Raw genomic sequence first — 25,869 nt, forward strand, 5'->3', positions numbered from 1 at the left:
GGTGTATAACGATCGGCTAAAATAAAAAATATGACCATTAATAGAAACAATAATAACAATGCAGTTAACCAAGCATTGATAGAATAAAAAAGTAATCGAAACCGTTTCATCATTTGTCCTTTTTAAATTCAACATTCATACTCTTACTTTTATCGACAAGACCAGTAGATTGATCATAGCAAGCTGTTTTTAATATAAAATTGGAAATCGTTTGCAGTTCACTTATTACCCCCAGTAGTGCAAACTCAGCATAATAGGCCTTACTTTGTGAATATTCACCTTTAACATCAATCAGTGACGTAGATGACTCACCTTCTATTTTCGATAAAAAAGTACTTAACTTCAGTTGAAAGTCCAATATATTTTCTCTCACCCGCTTTTCAACATCAGATACCATTTCAGAGGCTTCCTCAATTAAGTTAAAAAGTACCTCTTCGTGCTCAACAAAAATTTGTACATAGCATATCTTTTCCTGAAGACTTTCAAGATTTTTAAAAACATCATAAACAGTGATAACTTGCAAAGATAATCGACTACAAGACAAGTTAACTTGATGCATGTATTCTTCAATCATTGCACTTTTATGAAAGGTATGACTGTAATCATTAATGATAATAAGGTTAGATCGCAGACTGAGACTCACTTGATAAAATTGCTTTTCTATTTCATCAACCCCTTCATAATTAAACTTTATCAGTGTTAATAAAAAACCTTTAGCTTCAATCAATATGTTAGCAGCAGAATCCCTAAATTGTTGACGCGGTTGTTGAGGCCAGATGAAGTGAGCCACTAAAAATGAGATTAAAAAGCCAATTAGCGCTCCAATCAATCTTTCGAAAGTTTCATCAGGAGGACTTAATGGCAAAGCTTGACTACCAAATGTCATCGTCATACCAATGCAAAACTGCACACCGCCGTAGGCTGTTTTAGCGGAACCCGCAGCCAAATAACTGCCAAATAAAAAACCTGCCGCCATCCACACTATGAGTAAAATTAAATGTTCTTGTGCACTGATAATGAATATACCTAAAATGCTGTAACTCATACCGGTAACGATCCCAAATATCCATAATGGTAATCTTAGGTGAATACCACCAAGATTAACTTGAGACAGCATAACAACGATACTAATCACGAGATAACTGCTTGCTGGTACATTCGGTAAAACAATGTGCATGAGAAGGGCTAGCGTTATTGCCAACATCATCTTAATCGCGCTTTTCAAACTATCAACGTGTAGCGTTTTAAAATCCATCTTAACATATTCTTTTATATCATTTTTACTCGTCATCAAATAGCGAGCATGATCACTTGCTTTATTGAGGCTATCCATTAATACCGTAATATTTTTATCCGCAGCATGTATATGCACATAAATACCACTCAATTTATATGGTATTTGTATTTCATTTTCTGCTCCACTTTCCACATTATCAAGAATAAATGCTTCCTGCGGTATTTTATTAAATAAAAAACATTGCATTAAAATATCTAAACGACGCACTAACGACATGATTTCAAATCCAACATGTCGGCGCGCATCAATATCTATCTCTTTATCATTGAGCCTGATTAATACTGTTTCTATTAATCGGATATTTACCATTAAATGTGATAAAGCATCGAGTTGAATGAGCAACACCTGAAAGTGAGGTGTTTCATTACTCAAATGATTCTTGCGTGTCTTAATTAATACTTCTATGTCATGAAGCGTATTCAAAGTGATAGCGACAGGAATACGCTCAATTTTTTCTTTTTGTATAAAGGCTTCTACATTTTGCTTTAACAAAAAAATATATTCTTCAATCAGTCCACTATACACTTTCAATACATCTAAGCTTCTTGGTAATGGCCAAACCAATTGAGTAATAAACCAGAGGATCACCAACCCTATCAGAAACTGTACCAACCATTGAGTAGCAAATCCTTCCGTCGTTTCAGAAGTTGAACTGGCAGTGAAGGCAATCGTTACAGTCACGATAATAGAAAAAATGGCTGTAATTTGATGTGGCCAGCGATTACGCATTGTTTCAGCGACCCAATACGCCTGAGCGAATGAAATAAGCAAAGAAAAAAAGAAAAACAAATAAGGTTGTTGTGACAAGAAATGAATACAAATACTCATTAATACAACGCTCAATAACACACCACAAACTAAAGAAGTCCCAGCCGTATAAGACTCATCTTTAGAATAGAACATAAGAAACAAGGCTGGATAAATAGCAAAGAGGGTCAGAGGAAGTTGGAAAAAAGTCGCAAATAAAATAATAAGCAAAAAAATTAATGTCGCCCTAAGGGCATTAAATAGCCTCATTTTTAACGTATAACGCTGTAGGCTACGAAATTGCTCCAATGTTCAATCCATGAAAACGATACCAATACATAAACAATAACATAAATTATTAATAATACATTTTAAGCTAGCATTATTCATGCACGAACCAATACGCTCACAGACAAGCCCCCCCCCTCAAAAGTCAGGGGAGAGTGGTTACCTGAAAATTCAATCTTAAAAATAGCAAATCACTTGATATACAATAAAATATACATTGAAGTGTTACTCTGTTCTGAAATTTGAGACCCGATCGATCAAGATCTCACCAAGCTTCGCCTGTTCTTTGGCGTTGATTTCGACCTCTTTTGATAATACTGACATCATAGAAGCCGCGTCACTAATAGAGACGATATTGCTACTGATATCTTCAGTCACTAAATGTTGTTCTTCTGCGGCACTGGCTATTTGTGTGGCCATATCACGAATTTTCTCTACCGAAATATCGATATTATCAAAAACGATACTGACTTGTTCAGATAATTCAAGCGCCTGATTTGATTTAGTTAAGTTGACATACATATTTTTTGACACTAACTTTGTTCGCTCTGTTAACATGCCAAGAATATGGTTAATTTCACCGGTGGAGTCTTGAGTGCGTTTTGCCAGATTCCTGACTTCATCGGCAACAACGGCAAAACCCCGCCCCTGTTCACCCGCACGGGCGGCTTCTATTGCAGCATTTAAAGCTAATAAATTGGTTTGCTCCGCTATCCCCTGAATCGTTAATAATATATTGTTAATATTTTCTGTCTCTTGCTCCAGTTCCTGAATAACCTGGTTAGATGCTTGAATACTCAGCCCTAACTCTTGTACGCTTTTTATACTGGTATTAATGACATCTTTACCATTTTTAGATGCCTTTAATCCTTCTTGAGACACATCTGCGGTATCGGCACAATTTTTTGCTACTTCATTGGCTGTCGCCGACATTTGGGATACAGCGGTCACCACTTGCTCAATCGCAATCAGTTGCTGATCAGATGAATCGGCAACCTGTATTGCGCTGTCACTAGCACGAGCAGAAACACTGTTAATTTTACCCGCGTTTCTTTTAATTTCTTGGATCATTCCCTGTGTGGTAGAAATAAACTGATTGAACCAGTTCGCCAACTCACTGGTTTCATCTTTACTCTTGATATTTAATCGAGTGGTCAGATCGCCTTCACCTTCTGCCAACGTTTTCAGCTCAGTTTTGACTTCATTGATCGGATCAACGATATGCCTAGCAAAAATAACACCTAAAAAGACAAATAACGCAATCAACAAATCGCTGACGATCACTGTTACCCAGATCAATTGACTCGCAGAGGAAAATATTTCATCACTTTGTTTAAAACCGATAATTTTCCAGCCTAATCCGGGTGAATTAACAATATTCGCCATATAACTGGTACCGTTAATATCCAATTCAACAGCGCCTGAATCAGTGGTCGCGATAGTGTTGAAATAAGGGGCATTAAGCGTACTCAAGGCTTTAAAATTATTATCGGGATTATTGGCATCGACCAGAATATTACCGTTGCCTTCGACGATCATCAAAAATCCCGTATCACCAAATTTAATTTTTTGTACCATTTCGGTCAATGCCTTCACCGAGACATCTATCGCAACCACGCCTTCAAATTCATTTTGCTCATTTTTAAATGCTTTTAACACTGAAACATAGACAGCATCATCCGGCTCCCAGTAATAGCCATCGATACGCTGAACTTGAAAATTACCTTTTTCCCCCAAACCAAACCAGGGTTCACTGCGGGGATCCCAGTTTTCATAGTCTGCTGTGCCGGGCCATTCCAGATACTGGCCATCTTTATTACCCATATAAACAAAGCCTAAGGTTGGGTTATTGTTACCTACCGCACTGAATAACTCAAAGAGCGCCCGTTCTCGGCCGCCATTAGCCATAGCCACTTCTGAAGGTTTACGGTTACCATTAAAATAAGTGCTAATATCCCCTTTATTGGTATCACGTAAGAGAGTGGTATCGGCCAAAAAAGACACATTGTAACTGAGTACATCAAAAAAATTACTAAATGACTGATCAACGATTGCAATATCAGCACTGCTGGTTTGAATGAAACTCGTTTTAGCCTGTTTGATTACATTCTGTGAAGTAATAAAAGCGACTATTAATACGGGTAATAGTGCAATGATTAAAAAAGCGGATATAAGTTTACTACGGATCGTTAGCATTCAGCTCTCCTGCAATAGCTACGTAAATGGCACACCAAACTTTAACACATCCTTATACAGTAACGCTCAATATTGCTAAAGTATTAAACAACTTAATCTTATGAAACGTAAAAAATAATGCCAAAATGATCAAGTGTATTTACTATATCGTCAAAATATTCCATAAACTGCAATTCTACCCACAATAAATAAAGCCCCAGCAAACTGGGGCTGATTAACAGCCGCTTTTTTCTCATCCTCATCAGCACGCTTGAGATCCCTCACACCAAGGCTCCCAAACCAGAGAAAAAGGAGTCCAAAAGCTAATTTTCTCCCTAAATAGCCAAAGTACCCAAAATACTCCCCTTGAGCGAACACATATACAAATTTACCCCTAGATCTCAGCAATAAGCGCCACACCGCTGATTATAACACCATAGGCTTCATAAAAATGTGGCCCATAAACCAACAGCATAATAACCCTAAAGGCTAAAATATAGCGTTTAGGTAAATAAAGTCTTGCAGGTGTGAGTTTTTTCATTGTTTGACTCTTCCTTGAATCCTTAACTTAACTAGGATAATCAGCGACGACTTGATCGACTCATCACTGATATTTTTGATTTATCCTTACCCTTGGGAGCTAAGATAAATCTGCTCAACATACGTTCAACCTCTTTGGCTTGCTGACGCTTGCATACAATCTTAACGCTTTCACCAGTTTGTATTGTAATACAAATGCACTTCCAAAATAATATTCGAGTGATTTTAACTGACTTAAAATCAGAATATTTTTTATGGTAGGATAATAGTATCACCCCAATATAAACGGCATCGCAACACAAACCAATTAAGTTATAAGAGCCAAATGAATAGATTATCCTTCCTTTAGCATTAAACACGAAACACCCCGCACATCGAAAAAAATACGCTACCTTGCTATTCGCCCTATTGCTTGTAAAAATAAATAATAGTATCCCAATATACAAAAAATCAATGATCAGTAATATTATCAAGAAAAGAATGACCATGATTACTCCTCAAACCATCATTCAAGTTGTTTCACTATATCGGCCAAAATAGTTGTTTTATAGACTGTAGACTTTGTTCTGGTTAGGCCAAATTCTGCTCCCAATAAATAAAGCCCCAGCGAACTGGGGCTGATTAACAGCGAGATGGTGACAAACGAAGCTTAGCCTTCTTTTTTGTTTTCTATCTTTTCTTTATTTGCATTATTACCATTATTTACAGCCGCTTTTTTCTCATCCTCATCAGCACGCTTGAGATCCCTCACACCAAGGCTCCCAAACCAGAGAAAAAGGAGTCCAAAAGCTAATTTTCTCCCTAAATAGCCAAAATACCCAAAGTACTCCCCTTGAGCGAACACATAAACAAATTTTCCCGTATCCGCCACACCACTGCTTATAACGCCATAGGCTTCATAAAAAAGTGGCCAATAAACCAACAGCATAATAACCCTAAAGGCTAAAATATAGCGTTTAGGTAAATAAAGTCTTGCAGGTGTAATTTTTTTCATTGTTTAACTCTTCCTTGAATCTGCATATTGATTGAGATGACTCCGTCAACCAACAATGTCCTCCTAATCTTACCCAGAAGTTGGAGTACAACACTCAATATAAGCAATAAAAAAAATGGCCAGCAAAACTGACCCATTTTATTAAAGCAATTTTTAGTGCCAGTCCAACCTACATCTCAATGTCCATCGCACCACCGAGTGCGGATAGATGGCTCAGTACATCGGCGCTGGCTTTTTCCATTAAGTCTAAATATTGTACTGCTTTGGCTTCATCACCTTGCGCTAAGGCATCAAGGGCGGAAATGCCATTTTGATGTACGGCAACATGAGGCTTCTCCAACGCTCTAAAATAAGGCAGCGAGGAATATTTATCCGCCCCTTCGCCTTGATAATACCATTGACCTAATCGGCACATCGTGTGGTCGGCAAAATCACTCATGGTTTTGTCTGACATGCCTAACATGACTTTATACACTTCAAGCTTCCAAACGATATGATCCATTTTTACCGTTTGGATAAAGCTTTTTGCCGTGGTATTGCTGATCACCGCATACATTTGTTGCGATACTGACACCACTTTTTGGGTGGTGTGTTGAATAGACTCAGAGTTTTCTCTGACGCTCAAACTATTGATGCCAACATGACCAATCCCTTCGACCACACTGTCCATACCTTGATTAATTTGGGTGATTAACGACGCAATTTCATTGGTTGCGTCGGCTGAGCGTTTCGCTAGCGCGCGAACTTCATCCGCCACTACAGCAAAACCTCTGCCTTGCTCACCCGCACGGGCCGCTTCAATCGCGGCATTCAGTGCCAGTAAATTGGTTTGCTCTGTGATCCCTTGAATTAAGGTAATAAAACCGTTAATCCCTTCCGTCACCGTTTTGAGATCCGCAATAGAACCAGACACTTTGTCGGTATCAGTGTTAATCACAGAAGTGGCATCGACAGTGGTATGTAACAACTCAATGATATTATCAAATAATGATATAGAGCCTTTAAAGTCGTCACGGTTAACCACCAAAGAATTAGCAGAATCCGCAATTTCCTCTCGAATGCCAATAATCATATCGGCGGAATTAAGCCAAAGTTCATTCAAACCTTGTTGATGGGTTAATGCTTGTTTACCTTCTGATATTTTTTGAACTAATGCCTCACGGTTATCCGCTTTACTCGCCAATTCTTGTTTTAATAGGGCAATTTCTTTGACTTTCTCTTTATTGATACGCTCAAGCTCAGCAATTTTTTTTGTACTTCTAAAAAACATTTCAATATTATCTCTGTAGGGTTAAAGCAACTCACTCATTCAAATCAAATTTTAACTGAATGTAATAGTGCTATAAGGTGAAAGCCATTTACACCACTCACGCTTTCCTTTTTTCGCTATTTACAACTAAAAACAGCTTAAAAATCAAATAGAAAATCACAGCCAGTGTGTTCATTACTCAATGTTTTTCATACCATATAATCCTTTAAATACACGAACGTCTATCCAGCAGTGAATGAATAAGATAAAAACCATCATTACAGTGCAATCGCTTTAAACCAGAAAATGAAGAATAGGCCCCAATATTAGCCAGCAAGTACGACCTAATGAGCTATAGACTTATAGGCGACCCAAAAAAACAAGAACTCGAACCAAAAAGTATCAAATGTAACAATTAAACCAGTAAAAATAATAATATTTAGCCGTTTTCACCTCTAGCTTATTATTATTCAAGATATTTTCCCAAAAAAATCAAATTGATCAAGATAAATATATCAATAATAAAACTAAAGCCACATCACTTCCCACTCAACTTTAGTCTTACTTCAACGACTCAAAAAATGTGCCTCAATAACCTCCAGTCTTAAATAACACAACGTCGCAAAGGTTAAAAAAATGCTGATATTGTCATTTTTTGCTACGTATTAATGATTATTCAACCTCTACTTCCCCGCCCACAGGGACAGAATAAAAGATTAAGTCCCAGATCATTGTATTGCTTCCTTTCCTATTGTACTCTCTGCAGCAGAAATTAAATGAATAATAAATGATTGATGTAACGGGGACTTAATGCCTTTTAAGCTCGTATGACTGAAAATAAACACATGCAGTCCCAAGAGATTGTTTACTGCATCAACTTTTATCTATCTCTATATAACAAGAAATGAAAATGGACTCTTTGAACATGACTCGCAATGAAAACATCGCTTTGCGCCAAAATCTAAGCCTATTTCGCTCCAGTCGATTGTCGTCAGCCTCCATTTCTTACACTTTCCAGACCCCGAAAACAATATGACTCAAGCACGCCCCCCCAAACACCCTAATGCCACAACAACACCTGAAATGAGAGCTTTCATTCAACACTCAACATTAAGTGTTAACGCGTTAGCAAAAGTACTGAATATCAGCGAGGCAACGGTGCGTAAGTGGCGTAAACGTGACTCAACTGATGACTGCTCTGCCACGCCTCATCACCTCAATACCACGTTAACACCACTGCAAGAGTATGTGGTGGTTGGGCTAAGATCGCAGTTAAAAATCCCTTTGGATAAATTATTAAAAGCCACTCAAACCTTTATTAATCCAAATGTTTCTCGATCAGGGCTGGCTCGCTGCCTTAAACGCCATGGCGTTTCCCAATTAAAAGAAGTCGCCTCGAACGAACTTCCTCAAGATCATTTTAGCCAGCTACCTATCCTGAGAGACAATCACTTAGTAGCTTATACGCTTAACTCTAAAACGTTGGCAGAAACATTAGCTTTACCCAGTGCCAGTGCTATTGATGTCGTCCAAATCGTCTCTATGACCATTCCTGCCCAGTTAGGCCATATTAAAAATACAACCTTAGCGTCACAAGCGTGTTTAGAGACTCAAATAGAGATAAATAGCAGTATTAATACTAACAAATCCAGTTGTGTCTTTGTCAGTGTCGATGTGCAAAGCGATTGGTTATATTTGGATATTTATCAAGGCTGTCATACTCAAGCCGCCAATCGTTACATTGCTTACGTACTCAAACAAGGGCCTTTTCACTTACGTCGTTTACTGGCACGCAATTACCGTATTTTTTTACAACAATTTCCAGATATGGCAAAACAGCGCCATAGCCAACTCATCCATTCTATTCATCATAAGACCGACTCAGAAATCTCTGCGGTCACTGGAGACTCATAATGAGCTCAAACAAAAATAATGTTCCCAATGAGGATCAGCTTGATCCGCGTTTCAATAAACGCTTAAAAGATAACCCTATTGCGATCATCGGTATGGCCAGTCTGTTTGCTCATTCACGTTATTTAGATCAGTTTTGGGATCTCATTAGTGACAAAATAGATGGCATCACCGATATCCCAGAAAGCCATTGGCAAGCACAGGATTACTTTGACCCCAACAAAAGCACGCCAGATAAAACCTATTGCAAACGTGGCGGATTCTTGCCTGAAGTGGACTTTAATCCCATGGAGTTTGGTCTACCACCCAATATTTTAGAACTCACCGACACCTCTCAGTTATTATCCTTGTTGGTGGCAAAAGATGTATTAGCCGATGCAAACCTCACCGACTGCGCCAATAAGGACAGAATTGGCATCACCTTAGGTGTAGGCGGCGGACAGAAAATAAGTCATAGCTTAGCGGCACGCTTACAATATCCTATGTTGAAAAAAGTATTTAAGCATAGTGGGATAAATGATAAAGACAGTGAGATGTTGATCAAGAAATTCCAAGATCAATATGTCCACTGGGAAGAAAACTCCTTCCCAGGTTCCTTAGGTAACGTCATTGCGGGTCGTATCGCCAATCGATTCGATTTAGGCGGCATGAACTGCGTCGTTGATGCCGCTTGTGCAGGATCCTTGGCCGCCATGCGCATGGCCATTAGTGAACTCGTCGATGGCCGCAGTGATGTGATGATAACGGGCGGTGTGTGTACCGATAACTCGCCTTATATGTACATGAGTTTTTCTAAAACGCCTGCTTTCACCACACAAGAAGTCATTCAACCTTTCGACATTGATTCAAAAGGTATGATGATCGGTGAAGGCATTGGCATGGTGGCCCTTAAACGATTAGATGATGCCAAGCGTGATGGTGATAAAATATACGCCGTCATCAAAGGGGTTGGCTCATCATCTGATGGTAAATTTAAAAGCATTTATGCGCCAAGGCCCGAAGGCCAAGCAAAAGCCCTCAAACGGGCTTATGATGATGCCGGTTTCGCGCCACAAACCTTAGGCTTAATTGAAGCCCATGGAACAGGCACAGCAGCTGGAGACATGGCTGAGTTTAATGGGTTAAAAAGTGTTTTCAGTGAACATTGTGATAAGAAACAACATATCGCATTAGGCTCAGTGAAATCGCAAATTGGTCATACTAAATCCACTGCAGGCACTGCTGGACTCATTAAAGCCGCGTTAGCACTGCATCATAAAGTGCTGCCTGCAACAATCAATGTCTCTCAGCCTAACCCGAAACTTAATATTGAAGATTCACCTTTTTATCTCAATACCCAGACTCGACCTTGGCTGCCTCGAGTCGACGGCACGCCCAGACGTGCGGGCATTAGCTCTTTTGGTTTTGGTGGCACCAATTTTCATTTCGTTTTAGAAGAATACCAAGCAGAACATGGTCGGCTAAAAGGCGCATCGACTGCAGCCTCTTCAGCAGCTGACACTGATCGAGTCACAAACGCTCAGGGCTATCGTCAACGCCAAGTGCCACAAACATTTTTATTGAGTCGGGTCAACAAAGCCGAATTACTGACCTTACTTAAGCAAACCTTGCAGGCCGCGAAACAAACCGATAGCAATATCAACTATCTCGCTCAACAGTCCCCTCTTAAAGCACTCGATGCCACGCATCCTCGCTTAGGCCTTGTGGCAAGCACCATTAATGAACTCACTGAAAAACTCAATCAAGCGATAACAGAGCTCGAGAACGGTGATGAAAAGCATTGGAAATTAGCCAGTGGTGTTACGTTTCGAGTCTCTGCCCTTATCGAAACAACCACACAAGCAAGCAAAAACAAGCCTAAAGTGGCCGCACTCTTTGCCGGACAAGGTGCCCAATATGTCAACATGGGCATTGAGCTAAGTTGCCACTTTCCTGAAATGCGTCAGCAGTTTGCCTTAGCCGATAAGGTATTTGCACAGCATGATCTCTCTCCGGTCTCACAGCATGTCTACCCCATTCCGCTCTTTGCTAAAAATGCTGCAAAAGCCCAAGCAGCACAGTTAACTCAGACCCTTTATGCTCAAAGTGCTATTGGGGCACTTTCGATGGGCCAATATCAGTTATTCACTGAGGCGGGGTTCGATGCCGATATGGTCGCAGGCCACAGCTTTGGCGAACTCAGTGCCTTATGCGCCGCAGGCGTGGTCAAACTTGAGGACTATTATCAGCTTGCTTTTGCACGTGGTCATGCCATGTCTCAAGTCCCCGAGGGCGTTGATGCGGGTAGCATGGCAGCAGTCATTACCAAACAGGCTGATGACCTCCCACAAATTAAAACCTGCCTTCTCGAAACCGAAGGCGTTAAAATCGCCAATTACAACTCGCCGACTCAATTTGTCATAGCCGGTCCAAGCGAAGCATTAGCGCAAGCAAGCAGTAAACTAAAAGACCAAGGTTTTAAAGTCATCGAACTGCCTGTCTCAGGCGCCTTTCATACTCCGCTTGTTGCCCATGCGCAAGCGCCCTTTGCTAAGGCAATCGATAACGTTAGCTTTACTAAACCTAAGCGCACGCTTTACAGCAATAGCACAGCGAAAACCTATGCTAATAATGCCAATAGTGTAAAAGCCAGCTTTAAACAGCATATGCTGCAATCCGTGCATTTTAGTCAGCAAATAGAAGCCATGTATCAAGCGGGCGCACGCGTTTTTGTTGAGTTTGGGCCCAAAAATATCTTACAAAAACTGGTATTGGATACTTTAGCCGATAAACACCATGAGTTATGTGTGGTCAGTATTAACCCCAATGTCAGTTTCAATGACAAGCAAAATAGCGAGCAACAATTACGTCAGGCCGCTATTGAGCTTGCTGTCACTGGTATACCTTTAAATAAGCTGGATCCTTACCAAGCACCTACTCGCATACCTGAAAAGGTGACCCCGATGACCGTCAAGTTATCGGCAACTAACCACATTAGCAAAGCGACGCAAACAAAGATGGCTCAATCTCTCACTTCTGGAACCCTCTCACCACAAATTCAAGTCCAAGAGAAGATCATTGAAAAAACAAAGGTTGTAGAAGTGATTGTAGAAGTCGAAAAAATCGTTGAGAAAATTGTCGAAGCGGAAAAGCCTGTGACTCCAGTAGATAACATCATCGACAAGCGCATAGAAAGCCCCACTCAGCCAACAATGCCTGCCAGCCCAGAGCAACACATTAATTCTTCAGCATCAGAGAGTTCATTAACAGTGCCTAACGACAATTCAGCATTAAGCCAATTTTTTGCCGCTCAGCAACAAACGGCTCAGTTACATCAGCAGTTTCTAACGATCCCTCAACAGTACAATGACACTGTGACCAATATGATGACTGAGCAAACTAAAATGGCCAATGCTGGAGTGAGTATTCCTACAGCGCTTGAGCAATCCATGGCACAATTTCATCAACATCAAGCGGACACCTTAAAAAATCACGCCCAATATTTAACATTACAAAGCCAAAGCAACACTGCGGTACTCAATCTTATTAGCCAAGCTAGCTCTCCATTCAGTAGCAATGCAACAGCGGCACAGACCACGCTAGAAACAATCGCTGAAACAATAGCGCCGCCACGAATGCAAGCGCCCATTGTCGATTATCCAGTAACAGAGCAAGCAACCACAAACGTCACGGTTTCTCAGGCTAGCAGCACACCTAGACAAAACAGCACTCAGCTCCAAAGCAGCGCGATCACGTCATTATCACCCACTAATGTTCAGCCAGCGTTATCAGTCCAGGATAAAAAGGCAGCTGACTCAGCGCAACAAACTCAAGCCACATTGAATGTTCAAACTTGTATGCTCGAAGTCGTGAGTGAGAAAACCGGTTACCCCACTGAAATGCTCAGTCTTGAAATGGACATGGAAGCCGATTTAGGCATCGATTCGATCAAGCGGGTGGAAATTCTAGGCTCAGTACAAGATAAATTACCCAACCTGCCTGAGCTAAACCCAGATGACTTAGCCGAATGCCGCACCTTAGGTGAAATCACCACCTATTTGGAAAGCCAAAGCCTTCAAATACCAGCAAGCCAAGGTTCAAGCGCCCATACCAGTGTCAGTGATGCCACCAGTGCAGACGTACAAGCTTGTATGCTCGCGGTGGTGAGTGAGAAAACCGGTTACCCCACTGAAATGCTCAGCCTCGAAATGGACATGGAAGCCGATTTAGGCATCGATTCGATTAAGCGGGTGGAAATTCTAGGCTCGGTGCAAGATAAATTACCCAACTTGTCTGAGCTAAACCCTGATGACTTAGCCGAATGCCGCACCTTAGGTGAAATAACCACCTATCTGGAAAGCCAAAGCCTAAACAACCAAAGCTCAGACAGCCAAAGTTTAGACAATCAGGGCCTTCAAATACCAGCAAGCCAAGGCTCAAGCGCCCATACCAGTGTCAGTGATGCCACCAGCGCAGACGTACAAGCTTGTATGCTGGCGGTGGTGAGTGAGAAAACCGGTTACCCCACTGAAATGCTCAGCCTTGAAATGGACATGGAAGCCGATTTAGGCATCGATTCGATTAAGCGGGTGGAAATTCTAGGCTCAGTACAAGATAAATTACCCAACTTGCCTGAGCTAAACCCAGATGACTTAGCCGAATGCCGCACCTTAGGTGAAATAACCACCTATCTGGAAAGCCAAAGCCTAAACAACCAAAGCTCAGACAGCCAAAGTTTAGACAATCAGAGCCTTCAAATACCAGCAAGCCAAGGCTCAAGCGCTGACACCAGTGCAGACGTACAAGCTTGTATGCTGGCGGTGGTGAGTGAGAAAACCGGTTACCCCACTGAAATGCTCAGCCTCGAAATGGACATGGAAGCCGATTTAGGCATCGATTCGATCAAGCGGGTGGAAATTCTAGGCTCAGTACAAGATAAATTACCCAACCTGCCTGAGCTGAACCCAGATGACTTAGCCGAATGCCGCACCTTAGGTGAAATCACCACCTATTTGGAAAGCCAAAGCCTTCAAATACCAGCAAGCCAAGACCCAAGCGCTCACGCCAATACGCCTGCTGCCAGTGATAACACCAACGCAGACATACAAGCTTGTATGCTGGACGTCGTAAGTGAGAAAACCGGTTACCCCACTGAAATGCTCAGCCTTGAAATGGACATGGAAGCCGATTTAGGCATCGATTCGATTAAGCGGGTGGAAATACTAGGCTCAGTACAAGATAAATTACCCAACTTGCCTGAGCTAAACCCAGATGACTTAGCCGAATGCCGCACTCTAGGTGAAATAACAGCTTACTTAACGAGTCAAAGTGCCAATACAGGCATTGATACAAGTACGAATGTTAGTGGTGCCACACTGGCTATTGATCAGCCTGAAACAAATACACCAAAGTTAAGCTTACCTCCCCATAACGAGATCAGTGTAAAAAAGTTACCTGCGGCAGCTAAGCCATCTTCGCTCAGCAATGCTGCCGCATACGGCGAAAAAAACCCCTGCATAATAGTCATTGATGATGGCCATAATGCTGGCGTATTAGCCGAAAAAATAAAACAAGCAGGATTAGACGTTGCCGTTATCACTTTACCCCAAGGTTATCCAACGTCCCCGTTAAATGCTGAAATTAACCGTTTTCAAGTTGAAGCATTAACCGAAGTGGGCATTAAGACCGTATTGAGCCAAATATTAGCTAAAGTCAGTGCCGTTGCAGGTTTTATCCATTTACAGCCACAGACACTCGATCATAATCGCCAAACCGATCGCCCAGTGCTGCTTGATGATGAGAGTCTATTACATGTTAAACATGCCTTCTTATGGGCTAAATTACTGCAGCCTCATCTCTTTATTGAAGCTAATGATGGTAATCCCCATGCCATTCATCTCCCCCGTCGTAGCTTCATAACCGTCAGCCGCATTGATGGTAGCTTCGGATATGCCAGCTCAGCTCAGATAAAGACCGCTGAATTAAATCAAGGCGCTTTAGCTGGACTGACTAAAACCTTAAGCCATGAATGGCCCAATACTTTCTGCCGAGCACTGGATATTGCACCACAATTAGACGCAAAAGCACTAAGCACTGCCATTATCAATGAGCTCTTTAATCCCGATAATCTTGCCATTGAAATTGGTATCGATCATCAAGGCCGATCTCAATTAGTGCCAACAACATCGGTATCCACACTGACACAAAAGAATGCACGCATCAGTCCACAGAACAAGATCAATAACACCGATAAAATATTAGTTACTGGCGGGGCAAAAGGCGTCACATTAGCATGTGCATTGTCCTTGGCTAAATCGACTCAGGCCCACTTTATCCTTGCGGGTCGCAGTGAGCACATAAGCCTAAGCAAACGTCCAGAATGGGCCCTCAATACAGGGACCAATGAACTAAAAGCCGCTGCGATTGCCCATATAATGTCACAAGGTGACAAACCGACACCTAAACAGATTGACGCCTTGATTTGGCCCATTCAAAGTAGTCTCATGATAGATGAGGCATTAGTCAATTTCAAAGCACTCGGCGCGAGTGCCGAATATCTCTGCATGGATGTGAGCGCTGAAAAATCAGTCGCGTTGAATTTAAACAATATCACCTCAGTCACTGATATCACCGGCATCATTCATGGTGCTGGCGTACTGGCCGATAAACATATTCAAGATAAAAACCTCGATGAATTTGATCGTGTTTACAGCACAAAAGTCGGTGGCTTGCAGTCTATTCTAAACACCCTTGATTTCAGCAAACTTAAACTACTGGCACTCTTTTCATCTGCAGCAGGTTTTTATGGTAACGCAGGGCAAAGTGACTATTCTATGTCGAATGAGATCTTAAATAAGGCAGCATTACAATTCAGTCAGCGCAATCCACACACTCACATCATGAGCTTTAATTGGGGCCCTTGGGATGGCGGCATGGTCAGCCCGGCCTTAAAGAAAATGTTTACCGACCGAGGAGTATATGTCATTCCCCTCGATGCTGGCGCAGCGCTTTTCTCTAAGATATTGCTTGATGAAGATGCGATAAGTGCCCACTCAGTCCAATTACTGGTGGGCTCTTCCATGCAAGGCACCTCAAAAGAAAACCAAGTCGTTAATCACTTGAGCGGTGGTGATGATGTTGAGAATCATGTGAATATTGGCAATATTAACAATATTAACAATGAAAAGAGCCTGCAAATAAAAAAGCCTAATGCGAGTGATGCGATCCTATCGCAGCACTCGCTTAGCGATATTGCTGTTATAAATAAAATACAGAGTAATAAGCAACACATTCAAACAGAATTGAGGACCATGCCGAAGCTAAACTCGGCAATCACACTCACCCAAGATTTAAGTGTGGCTAACATACCCTTTATTCAAGATCATCGCATTGCGGGTAACCCCGTATTGCCGACCGTTTGCGCCATTCAATGGATGAAGCAGGCCGCACTCGCGGTACTAACAGAAGAAAGTGATCACAAAGAAAATAAGTACACTACACCTCTAACAACTGCGCCGTTACACATTGTCGTCAAAGATTATAAGCTACTCAAAGGCGTTATTTTTGATACAGCTTACGCCAAAGAGCTTAGCCTTTGCTTAACACCAGTGATCCGTGATAATGACGATGAGCAAAATGAAATAATTGCAGTGATCAGCTGTGATGATCGCCCTCAATACAGCGCTCGGTTATTGCTGCATCGTATCAGCGATGGCGTGAGCGATTGTCTTGATAATAAAGGGATGATTGATAACGATCTTACTGATAAAGCGCTTGCTAATAACAATGATGATTTTATCAACACCGAGTCAAAAGCCTCTCATTTTGCTTCAATACCAGGCTATGTCTTATATCAAAATGGCAGTCTGTTTCACGGTCCCCGTTTGCAAGGTATTGAAAAAATCACACATTTTGACAGTGACGGCTTAAAAGCACTGTGCAAACTACCCGTAATTCAAAATAAAGAATGCGGCCCTTTCACACCCAGTAACAAACTCGGTGGCAGCCAGCCTTTCGCGGAAGACTGCTTACTGCAAGCCATGTTAGTGTGGGCGAGACTGAAATATGATGCCGCAAGCTTACCTTCTAGTATTGGAGAGTTCATCACTTATAGCCCTTTATTAGCTGAAGAGCGGGGTCATATCACGCTTGAAGTCATTAAAAGCACCAAACGATTACTCATTGCCAATGTCGTGCTTTATCATCAAGATGGACAAATAAGTGCCATGATGAAGGAGGCCAAAATCACTATCAGTAAAGGACTCAATGCCGCTTTCACAAACATTGAACATCAAAGAGTCGAATCGTGACGTCTCGGCTTAATCCAAATGTTGATATGACTGCGATGCCTTTGCGCATTGCAGTCTTCGCCTTGCCGCCGGCTTTAACACTCAAAGGTGCTTTAACCAAGATAAACCTGCCCTACCTTAGTCTTATTGATGCCAAGATCGACATCATTCACATCGAGCTGAATCAATTTGAAGATGACTTAAATTTGGCCATTACTTCACTTAATCAAGACCCTGTGACTCATGCATCACACAATCACGCTTTATTGAACCAAAACAAAGTGATCTACATCAATAATCAAGACCATGGTTTACTCTTATTGCCTGCATTAAAAGCCGCACAGCTAAAATGGCACTCCCATGGGCTATTATCGAGCTTTCAAGCCAGTTCATTAACAGGTGTTCAAACTCCATTACCCAATCCACAAAGACGCGCCATCGCTCAAGCTAAAATTGCGCACCGTGAAGAAGACATTAAAAGCCAAACTTTTCATGAGCTGAATAGTCATCAAAAATTCAACTCGCTGATTGCATTTATTCATCAGCTCACGACACGAACTTATCAGCGTGACAATCACAGTGCATTTTGGTTTTCAGCCCCGTTTAAAGGCAGACTCTGTCAGCTGAACTTTATTCAAGAAGCCGCCCATCATATTAATGACGCTTTACAACATTCCAGCGTCAATACCGTTAAACAGACAACAAATACACTCAAGAATAACAACGCCAGTACCAGTATTGTTTTAGCACAAGGCTCTTACATCGCCCCAGCAAAACCACTGCTGCATCATCAGCGGTTATTTTTCATCCTCACAGCAAAAAATAAGCTGCTATTACAGCAAGCACTGAATCGCTTACAGCATGCCGTTAAACAAAAAAACAGTCATATTGTCTCGCTCATGCAAAAAAATCTGCAAGCATATGAATTAACATTTACGCAGACGACATCAATCAAGCCTATCCCACCATTCAATAATAAGCCCAGCCTCACTCTGGTACTTCAAGCAAAATCAGTCGATGAACTCCAGCAAGAAATCACCGCAATGCTAACGACTTTGAATTATACAGATCAGACTCAAAGCCAATATAAAACCCCCGCTGGGAGTGTGTTTTCCCCTAAACCATTGGGCGAGAAAGGACTGACTTTTGTCTATCCTGGTGTGGGAACCGTTTATCCAAACATGTTTAATGATCTGCATACTTATTTTCCTGATTTTTTTGCGCAGCAAGAACAAGAAAGCGATTTAAGCGCCATGTTACAAGCTGAGAAAATTTACACCGCTCACCACCCAGTCTCAAACCAAATCACGACAACCTCAAAGCTTGGCAACATGTCATTGGCCGAACTAGCTATCGCAGGTGTTGGATCAAGTTATTTATTAACCCAATTACTCATGGATGTTTTTAAGATTAAGCCTAAACTTTCCTTAGGCTATTCTATGGGAGAGGCTGCAATGTGGGCCAGTTTAAAAATATGGAAAAATCCTCATACGCTGATCAATAAAACCTTAACAGATCCATTATTCACCTCGATGATCTCAGGTGAATTAACCACAGTCAAAAAGGCATGGCAACGAGAAGCCGACGCTGAGCAGCGGACACCCGCTCAAACAAATCATCAACCTATTCGCTGGAACAGCTTTTTGGTGAGAGCCCATGCTGATGAAATTAACCCCCTCTTACCGCAATACCCCCACGCTTATTTAGCCATTATTCAAGGCGACACTTGTATTATCTCAGGCTGTGAAACCCAGTGCTTAGCCTTACTAAAAAAATTAGGCAAACGTGGAATCCCTACCCATCGCGTCACAGCAATGCACACGGTCCCTGCCATGGATGTCCACAGCGATGTCGCCGCGTTTTACCATTTAGCGCTAAATGAACAGGCTCAAGGCTGTGCTGATTCTGCTATTCGCTTTATTTCAGCAGCTCAAACCTTGCCACTGACATGGGCGCCACAGGGTAAAGTCCACTCTTATGCACAAGCACAGGCTATCAGCAGTGAAAAAATAGCCCAAACACTTGCCGACACGTTCTGCCAACCAATGGATTTTCCTGCGTTAATCAACAAGGCCAAAAAGCATGGCGCGACTCTTTTTGTAGAAGTCGGCGCAGATAGGCAAAATACCACGCTCATCGATAAACTTATCCAAGCACCTAAACAAATAAATCGCCATCAAACAAGCGCTAATCCAGCTGATACTCATGAGGGTAGCCATGCTCTTGCCATTAATGGCAAGGGGGGCGATACCATCGGCGACTTGCTCAAAGCCTTAGCGCAACTAATCAGTCACAGAGTCCCTGTTTCTATTAGGCCTCTACTGATGAGTTTTCAACTTAATGCGCCTCAGCCTTCATCGGATCACATATTTAACAAAGGAGAAGCCAATGTCTTCTCGTAACGCCCCAAACGCATCGAAAAATAAAATCGCCATCGTCGGGCTTGCCGCCCTTTATCCTGATGCCAAAACACCTCAAACTTTTTGGCAAAATCTATTGAATAAAAAAGACAGCCGCAGCCCATTAACACCCAATAAACTCGGCGCCAATATTAAGGATTATCAAGGAGTTCAAGGGCAAGCTGATCGCTTTTATTGTGATAGAGGCGGTTATATTCAAGATTTTCAGTTTGATCCCAATGGTTATCACCTACCGCCAACCGATTTACTGAGTTTAGATAACAGTACTCAATGGGCGTTACATACCTGCCATCAAGCCTTAAATGATGCCAATATTGCTCGGGATGATAAGACATTGGCCAGAACGGGGATCGTAATGGGGACTTTGTCTTTCCCCACTCAAGCCTCTAACCACCAATTTTTGCCCTTGTACCACTCTGTCGTCGAAAAGGCCTTACAAACAACACTGAATACAGAAACATTCACTCTTAACCCATTTCAAACAAAAGCAGACAATCACTATGGCCGTTATCAAGATGGCAATATTGCCCACAATGCGTCTAAAGTACTTGCCGATGCCTTAGCACTAAGAGGACCACAATTGAGTTTAGATGCTGCTTGTGCCAGCTCAGTCTATTCCCTAAAGCTGGCCTGTGATTACTTGCATACTCATAAGGCTGATGTGATGCTAGCGGGAGCCGTCTCTGGTGCCGATCCCTTTTTTATCAATATGGGATTTTCTACTTTCCATGCCTACCCTGAACACGCATCGCCAAAAAATGAAATTTCGGCCCCTTTTGATACCAATAGTAAAGGCTTATTTGCCGGAGAAGGTACGGGTGTCTTAGTCCTAAAAAGGATCGATGATGCGATACGCGACGGCAATCATATTTATGCGGTGATTAACAGCATTGGATTATCCAATGACGGTAAAGGAAAATTTGTCTTAAGCCCCAATAGTCAAGGGCAAGTCAATGCCTTTGAGCGCGCTTATCGAGCCAGTAGCATTACCCCTTCTCAAGTTGAAGTCATTGAATGCCATGCCACTGGCACGCCTTTAGGCGATAAAGTTGAACTCACCTCAATGGAATCGTTTTTCATCGATAAACTCGATGGCACGCCCGCCCCTTTGATCGGCTCAGCCAAATCCAATTTAGGGCACTTGCTTACCGCAGCGGGTATGCCGGGGATCATGAAAATGATCTTTTCCATGAAAAGTGGTCAACTGCCCCCCAGTATTAATATCGAGTCGGCTATTCAATCACCTAAAGGCTTATTTGGTGAACACAATATGCCCACGCTAGTCACCCGTTGGCCTGATAAAGCACTGTCTATTTCAACAAACGAGGCTCACTTTTCACCAGCACTTAACGCTGCCCAAGCGCCCATACATCAGCGCCATGCTGGCGTATCAGTGTTTGGCTTTGGCGGCTGTAATGCCCACTTAGTCCTAAGTCAGGCCTTGGCCTCATCAACTCAAGAGCAAAGCGTTACCAACAGCCCTCCCTGCCAAGCTCCTCGATTTGCGATCACTGGCATTGCAGCCCATTTTGGCCCGCTAAGCTCAGTTGAGTTACTCAATGAAGCGATTGATAATGAACACGATGCCATCATTCCATTGCCAGAAAAACGCTGGAAAGGCATCAATAAGCATCCTGATATTTTACAGCAAGTTGGCTTATCTTCAGTGCCTAAAGGGGCCTATGTCAGCCAATTTGAATTAGACTTTTTACGCTTTAAATTACCCCCCAATGAAGATGACCGACTCATTCCGCAACAACTGTTATTAATGAAGGTCGCCGATAAAGCCATTCGCGATGCCAATCTAAAGCCAGGGCAAAATGTCGCCGTATTAGTGGCAATGGAAACCGAACTTGAATTACATCAATTTAGAGGACGGGTCAATCTACATAGCCAGTTACAACAGAGCCTAGCTCAACAAGGTGTCGAATTAAATAGTGATGAATATCAAGCATTAGAAGCCTTGACCATGGACAGTGTACTGGATGCCACCAAGCTCAATCAGTATACGAGTTTCATTGGCAACATCATGGCGTCACGCATTGCTTCTTTATGGGATTTTAATGGTCCTGCTTTTACGATTTCAGCGGCGGAGCAATCGGTTAATCGCTGTATCGATGTGGCCCAGAATCTCTTAGCGGTGAGTCAAATTGACGATCCTATGATGCAAGATCCACTACAGGCCGTCGTCATTGCCGCAGTGTCTCTTTCTGGTAGCATTGAGCAGGTGATGATAAAAAATCAACTGCAAGCAGTCGCATATCACCAAGATGAAGCATCACCCGAATCATCGAATAACACACCACTGTGGACAATTGGAGAAGGTGCGGGTGCCATCGTCCTGACTCCAGAGAGAGTCCCTACTTCTGACATGGATCTTACTCCTAACATTAGCAAGAGTGCTGACATTACTAAGCATTCTGACGAAATCTCAAATAAAACTGGCAGTTACGGCTACATTGAGGATGTACGCTTTAATACGCAAGCACACTCGTATCCATTGAACACATTTAGCCTTGTCGAAACCTGCATTGCCCCAAGCCGAAATGCCGAGGCATTAGCCCAAGCAAGCGATGACATCAAAGCGCTGACACCACAAGCGACTCACACACAAGCCAGTCATCGCATCGGGCATAATTTTGCCGCAGCGGGTATGGCAAGCTTGCTTCATGCCCTGTTAAGCGTAAATAAGTTAAACCTTAACAAACAAGGGCAACATAATGAAAGCACCTCGGTGACACCCACTAAAAAAGCACTGATCGCGACCTTTATCGATCAAACAAGCGCGCAGTTAACATTAAGCCAAAACAGCGTACAACAAGCATTATTGACACAACGACTGGCAAATAAGCTAAAGACAGCATCAGCGACGCCTCAAACAAAGCCTGCTATTCGCGTCATTAAACAAGTTGTCTTAGGTGGCCGTGATATTTTTCAACATATTACCCAAACAGAGCTACCTCAAAGAGACAGCATCAAAAACAAATTCATTCAGGCGTTCACACAACAAGCTCCCTCGGTGGACAATACCCCCCTCTCTCAGCTTACCCCAGTCAATAAAATGAATAAATCCTATATACAAAAGACACAAAATAGACAAACCAGTCAGGAAAACCACATGAACAAGGGCGATGGCAGCTCGAATTTATCTCAACTGCAAGCCAATCAAGCGTTGGCCCAACAGGCTCACGCCGCCTTTTTAGACAGCCGAAGTGCTGGACTCAAAGTCGCTGAAGCCTTATTAACACCTCAGTTTGATACACATGCTAGGCAGAAAAAAGTCTCTGAAGCCGTCACCGACCCAACTCCGACTGAAAGTACAAGCACGATACCATCAGATTCGATCTCAACAAGCTCTATACCCCCACGCTATGCTCCCCCGATCCCGGTCCATAAACCGTGTATTTGGGATTATCATGATTTAGTCGAGTACGCAGAAGGCGATATCGCCAAGGTTTTTGGGCCTGAATATGCCAGTATCGATCAATATTCTCGCCGTGTGCGCCTGCCCACCACCGATTACTTACTGGTATCTCGCGTCACAAAAATTGATGCAAAAATGAATCAATATCGTCCCTCGACGATGACGACCGAATATGATATCCCCCTCGATGCGCCTTATTTAGTCGATGGGCAAATTCCTTGGGCCGTCGCCGTAGAATCGGGCCAATGTGATTTAATGCTCATTAGCTATTTAGGCATCGATTTTGAGAACAAAGGCAAGCGAGTGTATCGTTTACTCGATTGCACCCTTACCTTTTTAGGCGATTTACCCCGTGGCGGTGACACCTTAAGATACGATATCAGCATTAATCACTTTGCCCGTAATGGCGATACTTTGCTGTTCTTTTTCTCTTACCGTTGCTATGTCAATGATAGCCTTATTTTGAAAATGGATAATGGCTGCGCGGGCTTCTTTACCGATGTTGAGCTTAGTGACGGCAAAGGGGTTATTCGTACCCAAGCCGAAATAGAAGCGAGATTCAGCGCCTTAAATGGGCCGAAACAACATTTTACGCCATTACTTCACTGCACCCACACTCAATTTGACAATCATGCCATTCGTCATTTATTGACAGCTGATTTAGCCGGCTGTTTTGGGCCCAGCCATATACAAACACCAAACGCTTTATCGATCACTCAACACGCACAGCAAGCCTCACTTTGCTTCGCCTCTGAAAAATTTTTGATGATAGAAGAAGTCGGCCTCGTAGAGCCTAAAGGCGGCGCGTGGGGATTAGGACTACTGGAAGGCCATAAGCAATTAGAGCCCAATCATTGGTATTTCCCTTGTCACTTTAAAGGTGATCCTGTGATGGCAGGCTCGTTAATGGCCGAAGGGTGTGGCCAATTACTGCAGTTCTACATGCTGTATCTGGGCATGCACACCCAAACCAAAAATGGCCGTTTTCAGCCGTTAGAAAATGCGTCTCAACAAGTTCGTTGCCGCGGCCAAGTATTGCCGCAATCGGCTAAATTGACCTATCGAATGGAAGTCACTGAAATGGGCTTGAGTCCTCGCCCATACGCCAAAGCCAATATCGATATTTTACTCGACGGTAAAGTGGTGGTGGACTTTCAAAATCTCGGCGTCATGATAAAAGAAGACAATGAGTGCACGCTTTATGGGGCATCCAGCACAACCCGCCATTCATCAAAGCAAAGTCTAGCGCCACAAATCAACCCCAATGCGCCTTTGATGCAAAAAAATCCGGATATGAATGCCAGCCTCAATAAAGGCGTGCGTCCATTGATACATTGCCCTGCGCCGATCATTAAAGACTACCCTAACAGGCAACCCGATAGCTTGCCTTTTACCCCGTATCATTTGTTTGAATTTGCCACTGGGGATATCGAGCAATGTTTCGGGCCTGATTTTGCGATTTATCGTGGCCTCATTCCACCAAGAACCCCTTGTGGCGACTTACAACTCACCACGCGCGTGATCGACATTAAAGGCACTCGAGGTAACTTGAGCCAACCCGCCTCCTGTATTGCCGAATATGATGTGCCTATCGAGGCGTGGTATTTTACCAAAAATAGTCATCAAGCCTGCATGCCTTATTCCATCTTGATGGAAATCGCCTTGCAGCCCAATGGTTTTATCTCAGGTTATATGGGGACCACCTTAGGCTTTCCGGGCCAAGAGCTGTTCTTCCGTAATCTAGACGGTAAAGGTGAACTGCTGCGAGAAGTTGATCTACGGGGTAAAACCATCGTCAATGATTCACGTTTACTGTCAACCGTCATCGCGGGGACGAACATTATTCAGAGTTTCACTTTCGAGCTCAGTTGTGACAATCAAGCCTTCTTCCGTGGTGAAGCGGTATTTGGGTATTTTAAAGCCGCAGCCCTTAAAGATCAGCTTGGACTCGATAAAGGAAAAGTCACTAACCCTTGGCATATCAGCCATGGAGTGCAGCCTGATCAGCAGATTAATTTACTCGACAGCGCTAGCAATAGTCGTTATTTTTCCGCGCCAGAGGGCAAACCGCATTACAAACTCGCCGGCGGTCAGCTGAATTTTATCGACAAGGTGGATATTGTTGAAACAGGCGGCAGCCATCATCTAGGTTATCTTTTTGCCGAGCGCACTATTGATCCCAGCGATTGGTTTTTCCAATTTCATTTTCATCAAGATCCTGTCATGCCCGGCTCCTTAGGGGTACAAGCCATCATCGAACTAATGCAAACCTATGCCATCAACCAAGATTTAGGTAAAGATTTCATTAATCCTCAATTTGAACAAATACAATCTGCAATAAAATGGAAATATCGCGGTCAAATTAATCCATTGAATAAACAAATGTCACTCGATGTGCATATTACCGACATTCAAAAAACGGCCAACAAGATCATCATCATAGGCAATGCTAACTTAAGCAAAGATGGCCTGCGTATTTATGAAGTGACTGACATTGCCATTGCCATCACCGAAGCCTAATGAAACTAAAATAACCAAGCAAAATTAAGAAACAAAA

Annotated in this window: 9 protein-coding genes; 4 read left to right on the forward strand and 5 right to left on the reverse strand. The window is 42.6% G+C overall.

All coding sequences use genetic code 11. The features are described 5' to 3' along the window. Positions 1 to 109: 109 nt before the first annotated feature. From L2764_RS03050 to L2764_RS28495, 5 genes are all read right to left on the reverse strand, one after another. A complete protein-coding gene (locus L2764_RS03050; protein WP_248938773.1) occupies positions 110 to 2,353 on the reverse strand; it encodes an FUSC family protein in 2,244 nt (747 codons plus the stop codon). Between the two features lie 204 nt (positions 2,354 to 2,557). After that, positions 2,558 to 4,528, reverse strand: a complete 1,971-nt coding sequence (locus L2764_RS03055; RefSeq protein WP_248938774.1) for a methyl-accepting chemotaxis protein — start codon at positions 4,526 to 4,528, stop codon at positions 2,558 to 2,560. Positions 4,529 to 4,901: 373 nt separating this feature from the next. Then, a complete protein-coding gene (locus L2764_RS03060) occupies positions 4,902 to 5,048 on the reverse strand; it encodes a hypothetical protein (RefSeq protein WP_248938775.1) in 147 nt (48 codons plus the stop codon). Positions 5,049 to 5,696: 648 nt separating this feature from the next. Next, positions 5,697 to 6,041 (reverse strand): hypothetical protein, encoded by a 345-nt coding sequence (locus tag L2764_RS03065; RefSeq protein ID WP_248938776.1) that lies wholly within the window; start codon positions 6,039 to 6,041, stop codon positions 5,697 to 5,699. A 169-nt stretch (positions 6,042 to 6,210) separates the two neighbouring features. After that, entirely contained in the window at positions 6,211 to 7,311 is a 1,101-nt protein-coding gene (locus tag L2764_RS28495) for a methyl-accepting chemotaxis protein (RefSeq protein ID WP_283106890.1), read from the reverse strand. A gap of 1,011 nt (positions 7,312 to 8,322) precedes the next feature. Between L2764_RS28495 and L2764_RS03080 the strand changes: the two genes are divergently transcribed. The 4 genes from L2764_RS03080 to L2764_RS03095 are packed head-to-tail and all read left to right on the forward strand — an operon-like array spanning position 8,323 to position 25,832. Continuing rightward, the gene (locus L2764_RS03080) at positions 8,323 to 9,204 is read left to right on the forward strand and encodes a phage terminase small subunit-related protein (protein WP_248938777.1); all 882 of its coding nucleotides are present in this window, start codon (positions 8,323 to 8,325) and stop codon (positions 9,202 to 9,204) included. Then, a complete protein-coding gene (locus L2764_RS03085) occupies positions 9,204 to 17,489 on the forward strand; it encodes a type I polyketide synthase (RefSeq protein ID WP_248938778.1) in 8,286 nt (2,761 codons plus the stop codon). The genes L2764_RS03080 and L2764_RS03085 overlap by 1 nt, the downstream gene beginning before the upstream one ends. Next, the gene (locus tag L2764_RS03090) at positions 17,486 to 19,870 is read left to right on the forward strand and encodes a PfaB family protein (RefSeq protein WP_248938779.1); all 2,385 of its coding nucleotides are present in this window, start codon (positions 17,486 to 17,488) and stop codon (positions 19,868 to 19,870) included. The genes L2764_RS03085 and L2764_RS03090 overlap by 4 nt, the downstream gene beginning before the upstream one ends. Beyond that, positions 19,857 to 25,832, forward strand: coding sequence for a hotdog fold thioesterase (locus tag L2764_RS03095; RefSeq protein WP_283106891.1), 5,976 nt, complete (start codon positions 19,857 to 19,859; stop codon positions 25,830 to 25,832). Before L2764_RS03090 ends, L2764_RS03095 begins: the two co-directional genes overlap by 14 nt. The last annotated feature ends 37 nt before the right edge of the window (positions 25,833 to 25,869 follow it).

Source organism: Shewanella surugensis (assembly GCF_023284005.1).
GTDB classification, from domain to species: domain Bacteria; phylum Pseudomonadota; class Gammaproteobacteria; order Enterobacterales; family Shewanellaceae; genus Shewanella; species Shewanella surugensis.